Annotated in this window: 10 protein-coding genes; 6 read left to right on the forward strand and 4 right to left on the reverse strand. The window is 65.3% G+C overall.

Annotated elements, in window-relative coordinates; genetic code table 11:
* Positions 1-235 precede the first annotated feature (235 nt).
* Positions 236-3,361 carry an AsmA family protein gene (locus KQ910_RS12230; protein WP_229600716.1) on the forward strand — a complete coding sequence of 1,042 codons (3,126 nt, stop codon included), beginning with the start codon at positions 236-238 and terminating at the stop codon, positions 3,359-3,361.
* Positions 3,362-3,390: 29 nt separating this feature from the next.
* Here the strand turns inward: KQ910_RS12230 and msrA are convergent, their stop codons facing one another.
* Both msrA and msrB read right to left on the reverse strand, forming a co-directional pair.
* On the reverse strand, positions 3,391-3,909 hold the full coding sequence (msrA, locus tag KQ910_RS12235) for a peptide-methionine (S)-S-oxide reductase MsrA (protein ID WP_216960235.1): 519 nt from the start codon (positions 3,907-3,909) through the stop codon (positions 3,391-3,393).
* On the reverse strand, positions 3,906-4,355 hold the full coding sequence (gene msrB / locus KQ910_RS12240) for a peptide-methionine (R)-S-oxide reductase MsrB (RefSeq protein ID WP_216960238.1): 450 nt from the start codon (positions 4,353-4,355) through the stop codon (positions 3,906-3,908). Before msrB ends, msrA begins: the two co-directional genes overlap by 4 nt.
* Positions 4,356-4,579: 224 nt before the next feature.
* On the opposite strand from msrB, the gene KQ910_RS12245 reads away from it, so the two are divergent.
* The gene (locus KQ910_RS12245) at positions 4,580-6,583 is read left to right on the forward strand and encodes a M10 family metallopeptidase (protein ID WP_216960241.1); all 2,004 of its coding nucleotides are present in this window, start codon (positions 4,580-4,582) and stop codon (positions 6,581-6,583) included.
* Between the two features lie 107 nt (positions 6,584-6,690).
* Complete coding sequence (locus tag KQ910_RS12250) at positions 6,691-7,770, forward strand: class I SAM-dependent methyltransferase (protein WP_216960244.1); 1,080 nt, start codon at positions 6,691-6,693, stop codon at positions 7,768-7,770.
* 178 nt (positions 7,771-7,948) lie between these two features.
* Here KQ910_RS12250 and rfaD read toward each other — a convergent pair whose 3' ends face one another.
* Both rfaD and rfaE1 read right to left on the reverse strand, forming a co-directional pair.
* Positions 7,949-8,929: an ADP-glyceromanno-heptose 6-epimerase gene (gene rfaD / locus KQ910_RS12255; RefSeq protein WP_216960247.1), complete on the reverse strand. Its 981-nt coding sequence runs from the start codon at positions 8,927-8,929 to the stop codon at positions 7,949-7,951.
* On the reverse strand, positions 8,926-10,476 hold the full coding sequence (rfaE1, locus tag KQ910_RS12260) for a D-glycero-beta-D-manno-heptose-7-phosphate kinase (RefSeq protein ID WP_216960250.1): 1,551 nt from the start codon (positions 10,474-10,476) through the stop codon (positions 8,926-8,928). The genes rfaD and rfaE1 overlap by 4 nt, the downstream gene beginning before the upstream one ends.
* 309 nt (positions 10,477-10,785) lie before the next feature.
* Between rfaE1 and KQ910_RS12265 the strand changes: the two genes are divergently transcribed.
* From KQ910_RS12265 to KQ910_RS12275, 3 genes are all read left to right on the forward strand, one after another.
* Entirely contained in the window at positions 10,786-14,907 is a 4,122-nt protein-coding gene (locus tag KQ910_RS12265; protein WP_216960253.1) for a hypothetical protein, read from the forward strand.
* Between the two features lie 253 nt (positions 14,908-15,160).
* The gene (locus tag KQ910_RS12270) at positions 15,161-19,750 is read left to right on the forward strand and encodes a hypothetical protein (RefSeq protein WP_216960255.1); all 4,590 of its coding nucleotides are present in this window, start codon (positions 15,161-15,163) and stop codon (positions 19,748-19,750) included.
* A gap of 93 nt (positions 19,751-19,843) precedes the next feature.
* Positions 19,844-21,211, forward strand: coding sequence for a glycosyltransferase family protein (locus KQ910_RS12275; RefSeq protein ID WP_216960257.1), 1,368 nt, complete (start codon positions 19,844-19,846; stop codon positions 21,209-21,211).
* Positions 21,212-21,263: the final 52 nt, after the last annotated feature.

Consider the following 21,263-nt stretch of genomic DNA (forward strand, 5'->3'; position numbering starts at 1 on the left):
CCGGCGGTTTCGCCAACGGGAATGGCGCTGTCGCGGCAGCGTCGGCAGATCCACGTCGGCAGATCCACGTCGGCAGGTCCGGCTGCCGCGCCGAAAGAGCCGCACCGCGTCCAATCTTGAACCGTCGGGCAAGGCCCCATAGGCTCGGTTCGAAGGCAAACCCCAGCAGATTGCTGTCGTCACGGTATCCTCGATGTTCGCATGGTCGTTGAGAACGGCTGGATTTTTCGTGCGGATGTCGGCCTGGATCGCCGTTTGCGTGGTCGCGGTCGTGGCCGGCCTGTTCATCCTTCCCAAGGTTATCGACTGGCAACCGCACAAGGCGCGCCTCGCATCGTTCCTGACGCAGGAGATCGGCCGGGAGGTCGGGCTCGACGGCCCGCTCGACGTCGCCCTGCTGCCACAGCCCGTTCTCGTTGCGCAGCGGGTTCGTGTCGGCAATGCGCCGGGCGCCGCCGCGCCGAACCTCTTCGAAGCGCGACAGCTCGCCGTGACACTGTCCTGGCGGGCGCTGTTGCAGGGCCGCATCGATCTGCAGCGGGTGGTCGTCGACGAGCCTCGACTGGCACTCGAACCGGGAACTGACGACGGCCCCAACTGGCGGCTGCCGGACGGGCAGGCGGGGGACGCTGTGCCGATGGTGACGGTCGCGCGGCTGGAGATCCGGCGCGGTCGGATCGTCAACGCGACCGGTCTGTCCGGCCAACCGCTCGAGGCGCGGGCCATCGACCTGTCGGGCTCGTTCGATGCGAACGCGGGCCTTCTCGCCCTCGACGGGACCGCTGTCGTCAACGGCATTCCGGCATTGTTCACGCTCGGGCTCAGGATGACGGCGTCGGCCGATGCCCCGGTCAATCTGAAGCTCGGCGTGCCGGGCGGCCGCCTCGTCTTCGCGGGCTGGCCCGGCGAGCGCACGGCCGGCGATCCTTTGCGGGGCCGCCTGTCGCTGGAAGCCGAGTACCTGCCCGAGTTCGTCGAATCGATCACGACGGCGAGCGGCCGCCGGCCGATGCGCGTGAACGAGGCGGTCGCTCGCAGGCTGGCGGTGTCGGCCGACGTCGCGCTGGCCGGCGACCGGCTCTCGCTCGACGATCTGGCGATCGCCGTGGCGGACGAACGCATCACGGGGAGTTTGCTGATCGCGGGTGGCGGTACGACGACGGCGGTGAGCGGCAGGCTGGCGTCGTCCTATCTGGATGCGGACCGTTGGGTGGAGCGGTTGCAGGACGGCGCGCTGTTCGTGCCGCCGTCCGGTGACGCAGCGCGGGCGGCGATGCAAACCGGGGCGTCGTCCGACGACGACCTGCCGTCGTTGCGGGTGCGCCTGACCTGCGAGGTCGACACGGTGCGCTACCGCCGCGACGCGGTCCGCGATGTCACAGTGACCTTCCAGTACGAGAAGGACGTGCTTCACATACTGGCGCTCAAGGCCGTGCTGCCCGGGGACCTCCTGATCAACCGGAAAGCCGGCTTCGAGGGCGATGCGAAGGACGCGGGATATGACGGCCTCATCGAGGTCGAGGGCCGGAACCTGCGCCAGACGCTGAAATGGATCGGCATCGACACGACGTCGCTGCCGCCCGACCGCCTGCAGACCTTGCGGATCAGCGGCAAGACGCGGCCGGCAAGGGGCGTCGTTCATGTCACCGATGCGACGTTCGAACTCGACGACCAGCGCGGCACCGCGAGCGCCGACATCGCTTATTCGATTCCGACCGTCATCACCGCCCGCATTCATCTCCCCGACCTGAACCTCGACGCCTATCAGTTGACCGGCGCGGCCCTGCACGGGCTGATGCCCGCGCCCGACGCGACGCCGGTCTCGCCGCCGGCGGCCGACGAACCCGCGCCGCCCGTGCTGGACTTCAAGGCCCGCTTCGACAACGTGCTCTACCGCGGAGAAACCGCGCACGAGGTCGATGCCCATGTCGTCATCCAGGGCAACGAGCTGAAGCTCAAGCATGTGGGCGTGGGCGAGCTTCTCGGCTCACACCTCGAACTCTCGGGGGCGGTCGCCGACTACGGCACCGTCCCGCGTTTCGACCTCGTCTATCGCGGCGTCATTCGCGATGCCGACCGGATGCTCGATTTCGCGGCGCTGCCGCGCTTCGTCCATGGGCGCATCGGGGCCGCCCAGGTGGCGGGCCGCGCGGTCGGGACGTTGAAGGAAGCGGCCCTGTCGGACCTGTCGGTTTCCATGCTCGGCGCCACCTTCACGGCGGCCGGGCGCATGTCCTTCGGCGAGGACCGCCGCTTCGACTTTCCTCGCTTTTCCGTGACGGGCCTCGACCTCGGCGCCTTCCTCGCGGCGGCCAGCGGCGGCCTGCGCGAGGACGTGGCCGACGTGGAGGCCGACGGCAGTTTTCACGGCGATTGGCGTCGCGCAACGTTCCGCGGCACCCTCGCGATCGACGGCATGGCGCTTTCGGGTGAGCTCTCCTCGACCCTGGCGGCACGCCCGCACGTCACCGCGTCGCTGCAGGCGCCGGGCGGGCTGCGGCTGGATCGCTGGCTGCCCGCGGCGCCCCGGTCGGGCGTGGGGCGTGCCGGCGATTCACGGCGCGGGGCCTCGCCGGCGACGGGAAGCGAGCGGCTCACGAACTCGCTGCGGGCGCTCGATGCGACGCTGACACTCACGACGCCAGCGGTCGCCTGGGGGCGCTATGCGCTGGGCATGGTCGAACTCTCCGCGCGACTCGACCGCGGCGTACTAGACGTCACGCGGCTGGCGGGCACGCTGGAAGGCGCGGCCTTCGACCTGACGGCGCGGGTCGATGCGCGGGCTCCTGTGCCCGCGATGGAGTTGGGCGGCAGCGTGGGGAACATCGACATCTCGCGCACCATTGCGGTGGCCGGCGCCGCCAACGAGTTCGGCACCGACCAGCTCGCGGTGGCACTGGAAGGCACGCTCGACCTCGAGGACCTGGTCTGGAGAGCCGAGGGCGGCACGCTCGACGATCTCGTCGCCTCGGGAGTGGGCCGCGGACAGTCGCGAAGCCAGGTCCGCGCATCCGTCGTGCGGGGGTCGGCGTCCTTCGCCTCGTTCGCGACCGGACTCGCCAGCCTGTTCAGCACCGAGATGGGCTTCACCTCGGCGGTCATCGACGGGTTCGTGGGGAGCTGGATCGCCACGCGCGGGGCCTTCGACCTGTCGGGCGGCATCCTTGCGCTCGACGAGCATACCGTGCGCGCCCCGCATGCCACGGCCTATGTCAAAAGCCGCTTCGATCTCCGGCAGGGGACCGTCGACACGCTGATCGCCCTCGACACCGGCACGCCGGGCTCGCTGGACTATCTCGTGTCCGTGCGCGGGCCCCTGGCGTCGCCGACCATGCGGTCGGAACCGGTGCGCGGTCGTTAACTGGGGCCGGGCGCCGGCTCCGGCCGGTGTCAGGCGGGCTGGGCTGCCTTGGCGCGGACCGGCAGCTTCCAGTTCGGCCGTACGAAGTGGCAGGTGTAGCCGTTCGGGATCCGCTCCAGGTAATCCTGATGCTCGGGCTCGGCCTCCCAGAACTCGGCGGCCTGCGCCACCTCGGTCACGACCTTGCCGGGCCACAGCCCTGAGGCGTCGACGTCGGCGATCGTGTCCAGGGCGATCCGGCGCTGCTCGTCGCTGGTGTAGAAGATGGCCGAGCGGTAAGAGGTGCCGCGATCGTTGCCCTGGCGGTTCATCGTCGAGGGATCGTGGATCTGGAAGAAGAACTCCAGGATCTTGCGATAGCTGGTCTTCGCCGGATCGAAGACGATCTCGATCGCCTCGGCATGGCCGTCATGGTTTCGGTAGGTCGCATTGGCGACGTGGCCGCCGGTATAGCCGACCCGCGTCGACAAGACGCCGGGCATGCGTCGGATGAGGTCCTGCATGCCCCAGAAGCAGCCGCCGGCAAGAACCGCGCGTTCCGTGCTCATTTCACATCCTCCACCTGGTCGAGATAGTCGCTGTAGCCCTGCGCCTTCATGTCGTCGCGATGGACGAAGCGCAGCGAGGCCGAGTTGATGCAGTAGCGCAGGCCGCCGCGGTCGCGCGGTCCGTCGGGGAAGACGTGGCCGAGATGGCTGTCGCCATGCTTCGACCGGACCTCGATGCGCATCATGCCGTGCGACACGTCCTTGAGCTCCGCGACGTTGGCGGGCTCGATCGGCTTGGTGAAGCTCGGCCACCCGCATCCCGATTCATATTTGTCGGAAGATGCGAACAGCGGCTCGCCGGAGACGATGTCGACGTAGATGCCGGGCTGCTTGTTGTGCAGCAGCGCGCCGGTCCCGGGCCGTTCCGTGCCGCTCTCCTGCGTCACATAGAACTGTTCGGGGGAGAGCTTGGCCAAAGCCTCCTGGGTCTTCTTGTACGTCTGCATGTCTCGCTCCTGTCGCCACCTGCCAGAGAGCCGGAATATAGGTATCCGCTCGCGTTGTGTCAGGGGGCCGACGAGAGTCGCGTGCGGTGTCGAACCGGAGAACTGACACTTCGCGTCGCACCTGCCGCGATTCTGCGCGGTCTGGGCGCGGCGAAACTTGTCCCGAATGTGGACGGATAGTAGAGGCGGGCCTCTGTTTTCTGCTTTCCAGGAGGATGCTGATCATGGCCGATCCGGCGATCACCAAGGGCGGCCTCTACGCCGGCACCTTCGCTTCCTACACGATCATCGATGCGAACCTCAGGGCGCTGTTGTCGGACCACTATTGGACGTCGGATGCCGACGGTCAGACACCCGCGGATAGCTTCACCTACTTTTTCCCGGATTCCGTCGACGACTATCCCGAGGATTATCAGGACCAGGAAGGCCTGGATGTCTTCATCGAGGCCAACGAGCACCAGCAAGCGGCGTCGATCATCGGGTTCAACCAGATCACCTGGTACACCGGTGTCGCTTTCGAGCTGAGCGAGACTTCGGATGCTGCCATGCGCATCGCCGGCGCCGGCAGCCTGCCGGGCAACGACGGCGGCTCGCATGCGAACTTTCCCGCCAATCACGAAGGCGCGATCTCCAACAGCGCAGGCGACGTGTTCCTCGGCGAGAACGGGACGCCCGAGACCGATCAACTCTACGGCAACGACACCTTCGCCACGATCATCCACGAGATCGGTCACGCGATGGGCCTCAAGCATCCGTTCGAGCCCTATCCGAACGGCGCCATCTCGGCCGATCGCAGCAACATCGAATTCACGGTGATGAGCTATTCGTCTTTCCTGACCGGCGAAGTCGGCGTCAATGCCAACACGACCGCGCCGGACGGGTCCTCGGTGTCGGGCTACATGATGTACGACATTGCGGCGCTGCAGGAGATGTACGGCGCGAACTTCGACAAGGGCAAGACCGGCACCACGCCGGCGCAGAAGGCCGTCTACACCTGGAGCAACAGCACCGGGCAGCAGTACATCGACGGTGAGGAAGCACCGGACACCGGCGTGACGGAAACGCACAGGATCTTCCAGACCGTGTGGACGCAGGGCGCCGACACCACTTACGACCTCAGCAACTTCAGCGGCGACCAGTACGACGACCTGCGGGCCGGCCAGTGGTTGCGCTTCTCGGTCGACCATCTCGCCGACCTGAACGCCTATGCCCCTCCGGGCACGGTCGAGTACCAGGCGCAGGGCAACGTCTACAACACGCTGCTCTACCAGGGCGACACGCGCTCGCTGATCGGCACGCTGGTGACGGGTAGCGGCAACGACACCATCATCGGCAACGAGCTGAACAACGTGCTGCACGGCAATGCCGGCAACGACGTCATCGACGGCGGCATCGGCAACGACATTCTCTATGCCGGCGCCGGCGACGACGTGCTGATGGGCAGTTTCGGCATCAACCAGCTGTGGGGCGGCGACGGCATCGACACCGCCTCCTATGCCGGTCGCAGCGGCGTCGTCCATGCCGACCTGTCGGCGCGATACGGCATGGTGAACTACCTGCTCGCCGACACCTACGACAGCGTCGAGAACCTGACCGCGGGCCTCGGGCGCAGCACGCTGATCGGCGATGGCGGCGCCAACCGCCTGACGGGCGGTGCGTCGAGCGACCTGCTCTACGGCCGCGAGGGCGACGACATGCTGATCGGCGGCGGCATCAATGCCGGCACGCCCAACCAGCTCTGGGGCCAGGGTGGCATCGACACCGCGTCCTACGAGGGCACCACGGGCCACGTCTATGCCGACCTGCGCTCGCAGGCGGGTTATGTCGACGGCGTGCTGTTCGACACCATGAACTCGGTCGAGAACCTGATCGGCGGTTCGACGTCGGACACGCTGATCGGCGATGCCGCGGCCAATATCCTGACGGGCGCGGGCGGCGGGGATGCGCTCTATGGCATGGGCGGGGCCGACGTCTTCGTCTACCTGCAGTTCCTCGACAGCAATCTGGTCACCGGCTACGACACGATCTTCGACTTCATGTCGGGGACCAGCAAACTCGACCTGACGGCGTTCAGCATGAGCGCCTCGCATGTCCAGATCCAGTCGGACGGAAGTTCGACGAGCCTCTATCTCCATGCGACGGTGGATGTGCTCTACGCTCCCGCCGACCTCGCCATCTCGTTCGTCGGCGCGAACGCCATCGAGTTGAGCGATATTCTCTTCGCCTGATGGCGTTCGCCGCCCATCGCCCTTCTACCGAGGGGAGGAGTGTGCGAGCATCGACCCTTGTTCAGTCCCGGAAAGGACCGTCGGTGAATTCGAGATCGAGCGTAGTGATGTCGGGAAGGAGCTTCGGGCTCGCCGACGCGGAGGCCTTCCGGTCGACCGCCCGGGTCTTCGTCGACCAGGCCGGCCGGATGGAGCCGGGGATCGCCGGCGGTCCGTCCTTTGGCCTGATGAAGGAAGCCGCCGCCGGCCGCGCGTTTGCCGACGCGCGCGGTCAGCATGAGGCGGTCTGCGCCTTCCTCGACTGCCTGAAGCGCGCCGCCGGACAAGGCGCGACCCCCGAGACCTTCACCTTCGTCGCCAAGTGCGCCGAATACGACCGGTATCTCGACGAGAAGGTCGTCGAGTTCCGCGCCAACCCGCGCGGCGACTGGTCGGCGGCGGCGGTGAAGAGCGAGGACAACGCCGTCATCGCCAAGGTGGTCGACGAGATCGCGGCCCACCTGCGCTCCTTCTCGGAGCCGGCGCAGGCGTACCAGAGCCTGGTCGACTACACCCAGGCCCGGATCAAGGCGCTGATGCCGCCGGAAATCGCGGGCATGCGCCAGGAAGCCAACATCTCGCTGATCTTCCCCTTCCTTGAGAAGGCGCTTCCGGTCGCGGGCGACGTGGCCGAGTTCGGCTGCTTCCGCGGCATCCTGTCGGTGAAGCTCGCCTGGATGCTGAAGGCGCTGGGGGCGAACAAGCACTACTACACGTTCGACACGTTCCACGGATTCGAGATCGACGACCCGGCGGGCGGCGCGCTGGGGATCGGCGCCTTCCGCGACGACGCGTTCGATGCCTTCGGCTTCCTCACCAAGTGGTCGCGCATCCTGCCGCTCACGCCGGTCAAGGGCGATGCGACGAAGACCTGCGCGCAGTTGCAGGGGCCGCTGAGCTTCGTCTGGCTCGACCTCGACATGGGCGTGCTGATGGACCCGGTGCTGCGCACGATCTGGTCGAAGTGCGGCCCCGACACCATCATCGGCATCGACGACGTCGGTCGCCCCGAGACGCCGACCGTCGCGCCCTGGCTCGACGGCCTGATCGCATCCGGCGCCGTCGAACTGGTCTTCGACAGCGACCGGATCGCGCCCAACACCTTCATCCGCTTCGTCAAGAAGAAGGGCGACCTGCTGCCGGTTTAGCGCCTCTCCAATCATCTTCCTCCCCATTCAAATGGGGAGGTGGCCCGCAGGGCCGGAGGGGTCATGGATTTGCGATGTTCATGACCCCATCGCCCCGTATGACGGGGCACTTCCCCATCTGAATGGGGAAGCAATTGATCTCTGATGGTTCGCCTATGTCGGAAAGATTCCAGGGCCGCTAACGATACCGGTCGCTACCCGAGAGGTATTCGACGTAGCGCGCCACGGCGGGGCCGACGTCGGTGAAAGGCGCGCGATAGCCGGCCGCCCGCAGCCCGTCGAGCGGCGCCTGGGTGAAATACTGGTACTTCGCGCGCAGGCTCTCCGGCATCGGCACGTAGGAGATGTTGGGCGCCTGGCCGACCGCGGCGAACAATGCCTCGATCAGTTCGCGGAAGGAGACGGCCATGCCGGTGCCGACATTGAACAGGCCGTGGCGCGGGCCCGCCTCGAGGCACCACAGGACCACGTCCACGACATCGTCGACATAGACGAAGTCGCGTCTCTGCCCGCCATCGACGAAGTCGGGGCGATGGCTCTTGAAGAGCTTCACCTCGTCGCCCGCGACGGCGGTCGCGTGGTTCTTGGCGACCACGCTCATCATGTCGCCCTTGTGATACTCGTTCTGGCCGAACACGTTGAAGAACTTCAGCCCGATGCATTTTGGCGGCAGCGGCAGGCCGCGTGCGACACGCTCGGCCACGACGAGATCGAACTGGTGCTTGCTCCAGCCGTAGAGATTGAGCGGCTGAAGCGCGCGCAGCGCGTCGAAGGAAAGCCCGTCGGCAAAGCCCTTGTCGCCGTCGCCATACGTCGCCGCCGACGAGGCATAGACCAGCGGCACGCCGCGCGCGGCGCACCAGTCCAGCAGCATGAGCGAGAACTTGAAATTCGTCCGCAGGATCGCGTCGCCGTCCGTCGCGGTCGTCGAGGAGTTGGCGCCCATGTGGATCACGGCCTCGATCCCGTCGGCCTTCTCCAGGTAGCCGGCGAGATCGTCGGGGAATACGAAGTCGCGAAACATCCGCTTGCGCAGGTTCATCCAGCGCGTGTCCTGGCCCAGCCAGTCGCAGACCACGAGATCGTTGCGGCCCTTTTCGTTCAGGGCGGCGGCGACGTTGGAGCCGATGAAACCCGCCGCACCGGTGACGAGGATCACGCGTTCACCTTCGCGTCCGTCTTGATGGGCCGGCTCGCGGCAACCAGTTTCGTCGTCGACTGGCCGGGCACGAGTTCGGCGGTGACGACCCTGCCGCCGGCCTTCAGCACGGTGTCGGCGCCCACGATATCCTCGATCCGGTAGTCGGCGCCCTTGACCAGCAGGTCGGGTACCAGCAGGTCGATCAGTGCGGCCGGCGTGTCCGCGTCGAAGATCACCACGAGATTGACCGACTCGAGCGCGCCCAGCACGGCGGCGCGATTCTCCTCGGTCTGGACGGGGCGGCCGTCTCCCTTGAGACGCCGGACGGACTGGTCGCTGTTGAGGCCCAGGATCAGCCGGTCGCAGCCCGACGACGCCTGGCGCAGCAGCGAGACGTGGCCGGGATGCAGCAGGTCGAAGCAGCCGTTGGTGAAGCCGACGCTGAGACCCTGCCGTTTCCAGATCCGGCGCAGGCGCAGCGCCGTCTCGGCCGTGACCAGCGCACCGCGGGCCACGACTTCGTCGTCGGCGAGCAGCGAGCGTTCCGCCTCGACCTCCTCGGCGAGCACCGTCGCGGTGCCAGGCTTCGAGACGGCGATGCCGGCCGCGAGATTGGCGAAGGCCATCGCCTCCGGCGTGGAATGATCGGAGGCGATGCCCAGCGCGAAAGCCGCGATCACGGTGTCGCCCGCGCCGGTGACATCGAACACCTGCTGGGCATGTGTCGACATGTGGAGGGCGGGGCCGGCGGGCGGGACGAGCGACATGCCGGCTTCGGACCGGGTGACCAGCACGTTGGCCATCGTGGCTGCCGCCACGATGCCGGCCGCGCGTTCGACGGCGCCGTCGTCGCGCGACGGCACGGACAGGCCGGTCGCGCGTTCGAGTTCGGCGAGGTTGGGCTTGATGTAGGTGGCGCCGCGATAGGCCGAGAAGTCACGTCGCTTGGGATCGACGACGATGGGAACGCCGCGCGCGCGCGCCCAGGCGATGGTCCGTTCGAGGACGCGGTCGGTGAGCACGCCCTTGTCGTAGTCGGACAGGACGACGAGCCGGCAATTGCCGATGCGCCGCTCGATGGCCGCCAGCACCTCGCGCTCGCACTCCGCCGTCGACACCGCGTTGCTCTCGCGGTCGAGTCTCAGGATCTGATGCTGCCCCGCCGCGAAGCGCGTCTTGACCGTGGTCGGCCTGGCCGCCGATCGCACGAGGTCGAAGGTGATGCCGGCTTCGGCGAGGACTGCCGCCAGCCGCTCGCCATCGGCATCGGCCCCGACACAGGAGACGAGATGGGCGCTGCCGCCCAGGCTCGCGATGTTGACCGCCGCATTCGCCGCACCGCCCGCCGCCTCGCGCGTTTCCTGCTGGCGCATGACGGGCACCGGCGCTTCGGGGGAGATGCGCTCGACCGTCCCGAACACGTAGATGTCGAGCATCGCATCGCCGACGATCAGGATCGGCTCTGCGGTCGGCGCCCAACGCCTGGCCAGATACTGCCGAAAGGAGGCCGCGCGGTCGGTGCCGCCGGCTTCAGTCGGAGCGCCAGCCTCCCTGCCATTCTTCATCTGTCGTCCTGCGTTGGGGCCCCCGGCCGGGGCAAATGCTGCCGCAGAATGCAGCCCGGGACGCCTCGACCGCCAGTCCTGATTTCCGAAGAACCTGCCGGCGCGATGTTTGCCTTCACCGCGTCTGACATCGGAACGTTACAGTTATTTATTCTGTCCGCGAGCACGAACGTGTTGCCTTTGCCGGCGTGCGGCTTCAGGTTCCCCTCAGACTAGGGACAACAGCGCCCAGCGGGGGGACTCTCGGCGCTGCTGAAGCAGCGACGACCGAATCGTCATCTCCGTTCGCGCAGCACAGGGAGATGAACGATGGCCACTCCGCCGCCGGTGACGCTGACGTTCCACATGTCCGGAGACTTCGTTACGGAAGTCACGGGAGCGACGGGCGGCCAGACCGGCTCGAATTTCACGGGCGTGTGGGTCTATCTCTACAATGACCAGCCGCCCTCGGGTGAAAGCAATTTCACGACGCTGATCGACGGCGGCCAGCTCCAGTCGGGTGTCACGTCGGACGGCAGCGGCAACTACACCGCTACCATCGACCTGACGAACACCACCACCACCACGATCAATGGCGGCGTCGTCTATCTCCTCGTGCAGAGCGAGGCCCTGACCACGCCGGGAACGAACGCACACGCGCACGATCTGACGACGCTGATCACGGCAGAAGCCGATATCGCGATAAACGTTTCGAACTACCAGTACGGTTACTCGCAGTTCGAATACTCCCTGCTGGGTAAAGGCGGAGATGCGGGCGACCTGACGGCCATTCCGGGCTTTGCCCAGAACACGCAGGTGCACGTCTCGTACAGCAGCGGGCCCGACCAGTATCGCGGCTATGGCCAGAGTCAGACCACCATCGTCGACGCGCTCAAGAACAGCACCTCGTCCAATGTCCTGACATATGCCGCCGGCGAACTCGCTGGCGACACGATGATGGTGATCTCGCCCTCCAACGTGCAGATGGGCGGCGGCGCCCTCTATCCACCGTCCGACTGGAACGACTACGTCACCAAGGGCTTCGCCGCGCAGCACGACCTGCTGCTGTCGGGGGCGACCAACGGCGAGAACGATGCCAATGGCGTGTGGCACAACGGCCAGTATTATTCCTACAAGATCCAGTCGGTGCAGCTGGGCGCCGGCACCTGGGGCTCGGCCGGGCAGTACTTCGTGTTCAGCCCGAAGGAGGGCAGCCAGACCCAGGCCTGGATGGTGATCAGCGAAGCCGACCTGCAGTCGAATCTCTATTCGGCCGGCCAGGGCAAGCTGTACATCTATGAAGACCCCTATCTGACGCAGCCCTATACGGTTCCCGGCAGCGGCAGTCCGCCGGGTTCGCCCGACGCCACGTTCGTCACACCGGGCGGAACGAACGACGAATTCGGCAACATCCTCACGCAGGCCTTCACCGGCTTCACGGCGGGCTACTGGGCGACCGTGGCCAACCAGTCCAACCCCTATAACGGCGGCACCTACGGGCCGGACAACTGGGCGGCCCAGACCATCAATCTCAACAACAACGCCAACTGGGACGCGGCCTACGCCTTCGACAATTATCGCGACACGGCCGTCTCGCCCACGCCGAGCTACGTCCACTACGACGCCTACAGCGAGTACTTTTTCTACAATTCCAATGTCTACGGCTCGGCTTTCTCCGACAACCTGTCGGTCGACGTCACGCCCGGGCCGCTGATTCCGCTCGGCCAGCCCGGTTCGTCGTCGACGCCGTCACCCGCGAACAATGTCGGCAACATCGACTTCTACGTCTATGGCGCGTCGGAGATCGCGCCCGACTATACGGCGCCGACCGGTGGCCCGTTCCTTGCCCCGCAGTCGAGCCAGACCGACTACCTGATCCCCGATACGACGAGCGCACTCTATCTCAACGTGGTCGGGCGCGACGGCCAGACGCTCCTGCGCCCCGATCTCAGCGTGCAGATCGGCATCTATACCGGCAAGGACGCCAACGGCTACGGCACGTTCGAGTACGTGACCCTGCCGACCGGCGGCAACATCTGGCAGACCTATACCATCGCCGGCTCGCCGGGGGCGTGGACGGTGACGAGCGGCATGAACGTCCTGGGGACTTTCGGCATCGCGGGCCTGCCGGTCGCCAGCACGGTCGCGCAGGGTGACATCGGCTGGTACCAGCTCGTCCTCTCGGATCTCGAAGGCCGTCAGAAGGTTTACGAGTTCTACACGACGGCAGCCTCGACAACCCCGGGCGACATCGAGTTCACGATCTTCGACGTGGCCGTCGCGGGCGGCGCGAACATCAATCCGAACAATCTCTCGACCAACTTCCTCGAGATCGACCTGAACGAGTACCGGTCCGCGCCGGTCGAGATGCTGACCTTCGCCTATGCCGGCGGCGCGTCGCTCAACCAGCCGGCCGCTGCGCCGATCGCGGGCACCCTGAGTGGCGCCGTCTTCACCGCGCTCGACCAGCAGAACGGCACCGGCATGCCCGCGCAGGGCAACATTCCCTTGTCGACGGCGCCTTCGGTCGCGATCACCGGCGAGACACCACTGGCCTTCGGCTGGACCGGTACGAACAACGGCTCCCACACGGGCACGCCGACGAATTCCACGGCCACCAGCAGCGGGGGAGTCACGACTTGGGGCCTGACCTCGCAATACACCAACCAGATCGTGCCGGGTCATATCGCCCAGATCGTTATCACCCAGACGGTCGGTGGCACCTTTTCGGGCGTCCTGCAGGCGACGCCTGATCTCGACGGGCGCTGGCAGACCGAGACGACCTCGACGCTCGGCAATGGCACCTACACGGTGACGATGCAGGAGCTGCTGGCCGACGGGGTGACGCCCTACGGTCCGCCGAGCGTCGCGCTGACGCTCACCGTGAGCGGCGTGGCCGCGAACGGCGCCATCAGCGACACGGCCGCCAATATCTCGGCCGATCTCGACACCTACGGCGCCAATCTGCCGACCTCGATTACGATCTCCGACAACGACGCACTCACCGTCACGGTCGGGCAGATCACCGGCGATGCGGCGGCACTTGCCGTGACGCAGAACGCCGACACCTCGCCTTACCAGCTCATCGTGCAGGACAAGGCGGGTAACGTGGCCGCCGCCCTCAGCGCGCTCAACAGCAACACCCACGTGCAGCAGATCGAGTTCACCGACGTGGGCGAGTCGGTGCTGCAGATCGCCTACACCGACTACCAGGCGAACGGCACGGCGATCGACAAGATGACCGGCGCCCACAGCTTCCTGATGAGCGTCACGGGGCAGGCCTATTCGTCGATGTCCTACGACTACAACGACGACAACGAGCTGACGGGCGCGCAGTACTTCCACACCGGCATCACCGGCCAGGCCTATACCGGCTACGAGGCCGACTATGACGGTTCGAACCGCCTGCTCAGCTACACCTTCACCGGCGTCAGTGGACAGGCCTACCACGCCTACGAATACGACTACGCCGCGGGCTATGAGAGCGTTCTGCCGCATAACGGCCTGATCGGTCAGAAGTACTTCTTCTCCAACGTCCAGGGCCACGCCTACACGGCCTACGAGCACGACCTCGATGCCCAGGGCCTGACGACGCGCATCTACTACAGCGGCATCAAGACCCAGGCCTACTCGTCCTACGAGGACGACTACATCATCAACAGCACCGGCAGCCACTTCGCGGGCCAGAAGTACTACTTCACGGACATTGTCGGCCGGAACTACACCGGCCACGAGCAGGACCTCGACACCTCGGGCAATCTCATCAAGGAAGTATTCACCGGCGGCCAGATCACGGCCACGCAGGTCTACTCGTCCTGGGAGAACGAGTATGCCAACGGCAACGGGGTGCTGACCGGACAGAAGTATTACCAGTCCGACATCACCGGCCAGGATTACACCGGCTATGTGGTGGAGCTGAATGCCGGGGGCCAGAAGATCGGTGAGACCTGGACCGGCGTGACCGGCCAGTCCTATACGGCCTACGAATACGAGTACGCCAATGGCGACGGGGTCGTCACAGGCATCACGCACTATTTCACCAACGTGCAGAAGACCGAGTATGCGAGCTATCAGCTCGACTACGACGTGAGCGGCACGACCTCGACCGAGGCGCAGATAATCTACAACATGAACGACGGCAGCCACACGATCAAAGGCCTGCTGTCGACGCCGCAGACGCTCCACAGCATCTTCGACGACGCGATGACCGGCGGCACCGGCGCCGACAGCTTCGTCTATGCGCCGCTGTTCGGCACCTCGGTCATCACCGACTTCAACGCAGGCGAAGGCGACACGATCACGCTCCCGACTTCGGAGTTCGCGGACTTCGCCTACGTCCAGGCCCACAGCACGGTTGCCGGTGGCAACACCGTCATCGTCGGCAGCAACGGCGACAGCATTGCGCTGCAAGGCATCACGACCTTGCAGGAGTCGGACTTCCTGTTCGCCTAGAAACTTGAGCCGGGCGACTCCGTCCGGGCACTTCGAACGTGCGTGCGGGGACCGACGACGGCCGAATCGGCTATCGGCGAAGTTCCATGCTGGGTCCGTGCCGCCGGTTTCACTCCGGGTGTCGGCAGGAGCGTGGACGAAATTTAATGTTTGTCGGGTTCCGAACGCATTGACGCGGCTCTCTGGATAGCCGCAAGTTGTTTGTGGGAATTAGCTTGACGCTCCGGAACGGGGCCACGAGTGGGGGGGAACCATGGCGACACCGGTAAATCTGACTTATCACCTGTCGGCCACATTGCTGTCCGAGCTGACGCAGGGGGGCAGCGGCAACGGCGTCAACGCCTACCTCTGGTACAACGCCTACGCGGCGGGCGGGAACCTCAGCCCCTTTACCACCGTGATCTCCAACGGCGTGGCCAACGGAGGAACGTTAAACAACACGACCGGGACGACTGACTGGGATCTGACTCTCACGACTGACGCCAGTGTCGCTGCCACGCAGGTGTCCGGCGGCAAGGTCTACCTCATCATCCAGAGCAACCCGACCTCGACCCCGACGGCCAACGACCTCACGACCCTCATCGGTACGACCGAAGGCAACATCAATCCGGCCAACGCCGTCGCCTGGAACTTCAGCTACGACACGTTCGAGGTGGCGCTGGCCAACAACACGGCCGACGTTGCCGACCTCAGCGCCATCAACAGCTTCGGTCACCAGTTCGGCATCAGCGCGGTGATCGACGGGGCGGTCGTCGCACGCGGTTACAATTCTACCTACGACGCGGAAGGCATCGCCGGGCTGATCAACACCGCTGCCGCAGGCGTCCCCGATCCGAGCACCACGGCGCCGGTGATCGACTTTCCGACCGGCAGCACGCTTGCCGGGACGCCCATGATCGCGATCACGCCCGCGACCGACAACGGGCAACAGGCGCCGCCGTACAATCCGCCTCCGACGACGCCCAACTATACCGATATCTGGCAGGCCTCGAACTGGCAGACCTATGTGACGACCGTCGGCGGCCTGTCGGGAGTGGAACTGGTCGGCCACTTCAACGGTGCTTCGGACGCGAAGACCAACGGCGTCTATCACAATGCCGGCTATTACGACTATACGGTTGCGGCGCAGGCCATCTCGGGCAATGCGACCCTTAGCGACGGCAACTATTTCATCCTGTCGCCGACCGCCAGCAGCCAGATCAAGGGATACATCGCCATCAGCGAAACGAGCCTGATGGGCAATCTCTACTCGCCGGGCCTTGCGTCGGCGCCGGCGTACATCTTCACTGATTCAGCGTTGCTCGATCCTTATACTATCGAAAACACCCCCTCCGGTACTCCTGCGGGCGAGACCAACACCGGACGCAACGACCAGTGGGGCAATATTTTCACCCAGCTCTTCACCGGATTCACCGGCGGCTATTTCGGTGGCACCGGCGTGTCTATCCCGGCCAGCGAGAGCAACCCGCACGCGCCGACGAACACCGTCAATCTCAACCAGAACTACAACTGGGACCCGACTTACGCCTTCGACGGCGCACGCGCGAGCGGCACGACCCTCACCGGGCAGCATTACGATCCCTATGCCAAGATCTTCTTCGACAATTCGAACGTGTACGGCACGGCCTATGGCGACGCCCTGACGACACAGTTCACGGCCTCGGTGACGCTTCCGGTCTATTCCGGCTCCTCCGACGTCGCGAACATCGACCTGTGGGCGTTCGGGTCGAGCGAAAAGATGACGACGGTGCCGGGGACCGGTGGATCGGGCCAGCCGCCGCTCACCCAGTTCTATGCCCCCTATACGATCAACAATTACCTCGCGCCCGGGGGCGCCGACTACGCCGTCCCCACGGCGCCCAGTGCCGGCAACAACCTCAGCCTCAATCTCGCGAACAACGGCCTCGTCGTCGATCCCGACACCGCCGACATCCAGCTCGGGATCTATCTCGGTAACGGGCAGTTCCAGTATATCGACCTGCCGAGCGGCGCGGCCCAGAACGACGGTGGCCCCTGGCAGAACTGGCAGATCACCCAGGACACGTCGAAGCCCGCCGGGCAGCAGTTTGCGATCGAGTCCATACCGATTCCGGCGAACTTCAGCGCAACGCCCCCCACGGCCTATGTCCCGTATACGGCATCGGGGCAGGTCGGGGCGCTGGGCTTCGACAACCTGCCGGCAGTGGCGAGCGCGACCAACTGGTATCAGCTGATCGTCGGCGGCAAGACCTTCAACTTCTACGCCACGCTGGATGGCTCATCCTATGTGACGGCCCTGGCGGCGGATGGCCTCGCCAGCATCACGCCACCGGCCGCCAACCAGACGTCGATGTCGCTATTGCTGGTGCCGGGCTCCATGAATGCGCTGCCCGGAGCGCTCATGGAGGCGTACGCGACCGAATCGACCATTGCGGCGACGGTCCAGCCCACCTCGCCCGTGGCGGGCACGCTCTCCGGTCCGCCCGACGCGCTTGTCCTCAGTGCCATCCAGACGGGGGCGGGCCTGGGGCAGTCGGTCAACCTCAACTCGTCGGTTTATCTGACGGCCACAACCTCCCTGGGCTTCGGTTGGACGGGCGAGAGCAACTCGGCAAATCAGCCGAGCTGGATTTCCGGGGCCACCAACAAGATCCTCGCCTCCGACATTGCGCGTGTGGAGGCGGTGGATCTCCTGACCGGCCTTTCGGCCATGGTCTGGAACGTCACGCCCGATATCGACGGCCAGTGGCTGACGCCGACGTCGTTCAGTTTCACCGCCGGGGCCTATGCGGTGACGATGACCGAGATGTTGTCGGACGGAAGTACACCCTTCGGCAAGGCCAGTTCCCCGGTCTATGTCGTGGTTTCCGCCACGGGAGCCATCACAGGCGCCGCCGCGGAGATTTCAGGGGCCCTCGACGCCTACCAGGCGGTCAACGCCTCGCTCACCTCGATCGCGATTTCGGACGGCCAGCCGCTCACCATCGACTGGGCGGACATCACCGCCGATGCTCAGGCGCTGGCGCTGATCCCCGGCGGCGCCTACACCCTGAACGTGGTCGACAGCTCGACCACCATCATGGCGAACATCGCGGCACTGAACGGCAATGCGAAGGTCGCGGGGATAGGATTCACGGACGCTACGCCGCCGACGCTCACGTTTACCAACCAAGACTACACGACCTACCAGCCCGCGATCGGCAAGATGATGGGTGAGCGCACGATCGCTGTCACCGGCGTTACGGGCGAAAGCTATGGGGCCTTCAATCAGATCTACAAGCACGGAGTACTGTCGAGCGGGGCCAACGGTGACGGCGTGCTGGCACTTACGCAGCAGTTGACGACCGGCTATTCGAGCGCCGGCCCTATCACCAGCGCCGCCAGCTTCGAACACGAATTCGCCACGATCGACTCGGCCATCCGCACCGTGCGTGACATCTACACGACGGCCGTGTTCGCCACGATGCCGGCGCCTTACCCCGTTGCGGCGGTCTCGGGCTATCCGTCGCCCGGCCCATCCAACCTGACGTTCACCAGCGTCCAGTACGATTATGCCAATGACGGTACCACGCACGCACAGTCCACCTACACCTATGCGAACACTTCGGGTCCGCCGGGCTCGATCACCGAGGTCGACGTTTTCGACGTCAACAACCGGCAGATCAGCCAAGCGTTCTCCGGTTTCAATCCACAGGCCACCAACGGCGTGGCGGAGAAGGAGACGACCTTCGCCACGATCAACGGCGCTCAGGTCATCACGTCGACTAAGAATGTCTACGAGTATTCGACGCCCGTGAACGGCAACCACTACACGATGGCCGAGGAAACCCTCGATTCGTCGGGCCGGGAGTTGAGGCACGTCTTCTCGGGCCTGTTCGGCCTGGAAGGCCAGATCTTCACGTCGTATCAGCACGACTTCCTGGGGGGCGTTCATAGCGGCAGCAAGTACGCCTCCGACAAGATCGAGGATCAGGCCTTCACGAAGGGCGAAATCTGGCTCGACGCCGACAGCAACGTCTCCAAGATCATCTTCGGCGGTGTGACGAGCCAGCCCTACTCGTCGTATTCGTACGACTACTCCTACGACAACGGCGCCTGGGGCGGCGGCTCCGTGGTGGCGCAGACGTACTTCTACACGAACGTCGAAGGACAGCCTTACTGGTCCTACGAGGTCGAACTCGACGGCGCGGGCAGTACCACCAGCATCACCTATAGCGGCTATACGGTCACGGCCACGCAGCCCTATGCCTCGCTGGAGTATTTCTATTCCGGCGGCAGCCTGACCGGCGCCTACAACGGCTACATCGACAACATCGCGGGAAAGAACTGGACCGGCGAGGTGCATGGCTTCGATACGTCGGGTCAACTCGTCCAGCAGATTTTCACCGGCGTCACCAACCAGCCCTACACCTCCTACGAGAACGACTACGCAAGCGGCGTCCTGTCCGGACAGAAGTTCTATTACACGAACGTCCAGAACCAGGGCTACTTGACCTACGAAGTCGATCTGACCTCGACGGGCGCGCTGGCGCTCGAAATCTACGACATGAACGATGGCAGTCACCGCATCATCGGTTCCAGCATCAGCCAGACGATCGACAGTATCTACAACGACCTGACGACGGGCGGAGGCGGCGCAGACGTCTTTTCCTACACGCCGTTCTTCGGGGACGCGACGATCACCGACTTCACGTCAGGCACCGACCAGATCTCGCTGTCGACGTCGGAGTTCGCGAACTTCGCCTACGTCCAGGCAAACAGCAGCGTGGTCGGCGGCAACACCGTGATCGACGGCAGCAACGGCGACAGCATCACGCTGCAGGGCATCACGACGCTGCAGGAGTCGGACTTCCTGTTCGTCTAAACTCGCCCGCGGCCGGATTTTCTCAGGAATCCGGCCGCAAAACTCCGCGATCGCTGCTAATGTCCGGCCGCGCAGGTCCGACCGGAGTCAGTCATGAAGAAGCGTGTGGCGATCGTATCCAGCTACAACGAGGAATGCGGAGCCGCGTATTACAGTTCACGCCTCCTGAAACATCTTCTGGCCGCGGGGTACGAGGTCGAGGTCAAGCGCCTCCCGGTCTCGCTCCTGCGCCTGCAGTCGCCGACCTTCCTGCGCCGCAAGGGCGACCAGGAAATCGCCCGGATTGCGCGGGAAATCGCCGAGTTCGACGCGGTTTTCCTGCAATTCGAGCCCGGCCTCTACGGCACCCGCGCCAAGACCTCCTATACCCGGGTGCTGCGCCTCCTCAAGGCCGCCAAGTGCGCCGTCATCACTGTCCATGGCTTCGATCGCCAGATGTCGAGCCGGTCGCTGACCGCCTTCGGCACCAACATGCTGCACCTGCGGCCGGGCGCGGCCGTGATGGGCCTCATCGAGGGCGCGCTCGATCCCGTTTATGAGAGCTTCTGGAGCTATGTCCGCAAGTCGCCCCATGTGAAGGTCATGACCTTCAACCGCGGCGACCAGGTGCTGCTGCAGCGGTTCTTCAATCTCGGTCAGATAACCAACTATCCGATCTGCTACTTCGACCAGGAGGAGGTGGGCGAGGTCCGCGCCTCGCTCGACCGCGAGCGGTTCCTGGCCCAGTACGGCCTCGACCCCAGGTACAAGTATTTCGCGGTCTGCGGTTTCTTCGCGGCCTACAAGGGCCACCTGACGGCGATGAAGGCGCTCGAGTTCCTGCCCGACGACTGGCGCCTCGTGCTGGTGGGCGGCGAGCATCCGCAGGCGCTGGAACCCGGCCGCGACATCGGCGGCTACGTGCGCCAGCTCCTGTCCTTTCCGCTCGCCGCCGACCGGCCTTCGTCGGACGGCAGCCTCGAAGTCGAGGGGGGCCTCAAGACGTTCCTGGGCGGGCCGGTGGTGCGCTCCGACCAGGTCTATCGCCGCGAGCTGCGCGACAAGCTCTTCGCCAAGTCGGAGTTCAAGTATTTCTTCCCGACGAGCGAGATCAAGCACCGCATCCACTATCTCGGCCAGGCCTCGGACGAGGAGATGCCCAAGTTCTACGCCATGCTCGACTACGTGGTGCATCCCTACATGCGCACCAAGGAGGGGCAGAGCGGCTCGGGCCCGGCGACCTTCGCCCTGGAATTCGGCTCGCGCGCGCTGTTCTCCAACGCACCGGTCTTCCGCGAGATGGGTTTGTATTTCGAAGGCGCGATGCAGTACTTCAACATCGGCAACTTCATGGAGCTGGCCGACCAGCTCCAGCGCTTCGACGGCTTCGTGCCGGGCCTCGACGCCAAGCGCCGCACCGCGATCGAGACCTACAATCCCAAAGGCATGGTCGAAGCCTACCGCCAGCTCATCGAGGCTTAGGAGGACAAGGATCCCTCACGCCGTTCGGGATGACACCTGTTGGGGAATCGGC

It is taken from the genome of Reyranella humidisoli, from assembly GCF_019039055.1.
GTDB lineage: Bacteria > Pseudomonadota > Alphaproteobacteria > Reyranellales > Reyranellaceae > Reyranella > Reyranella humidisoli.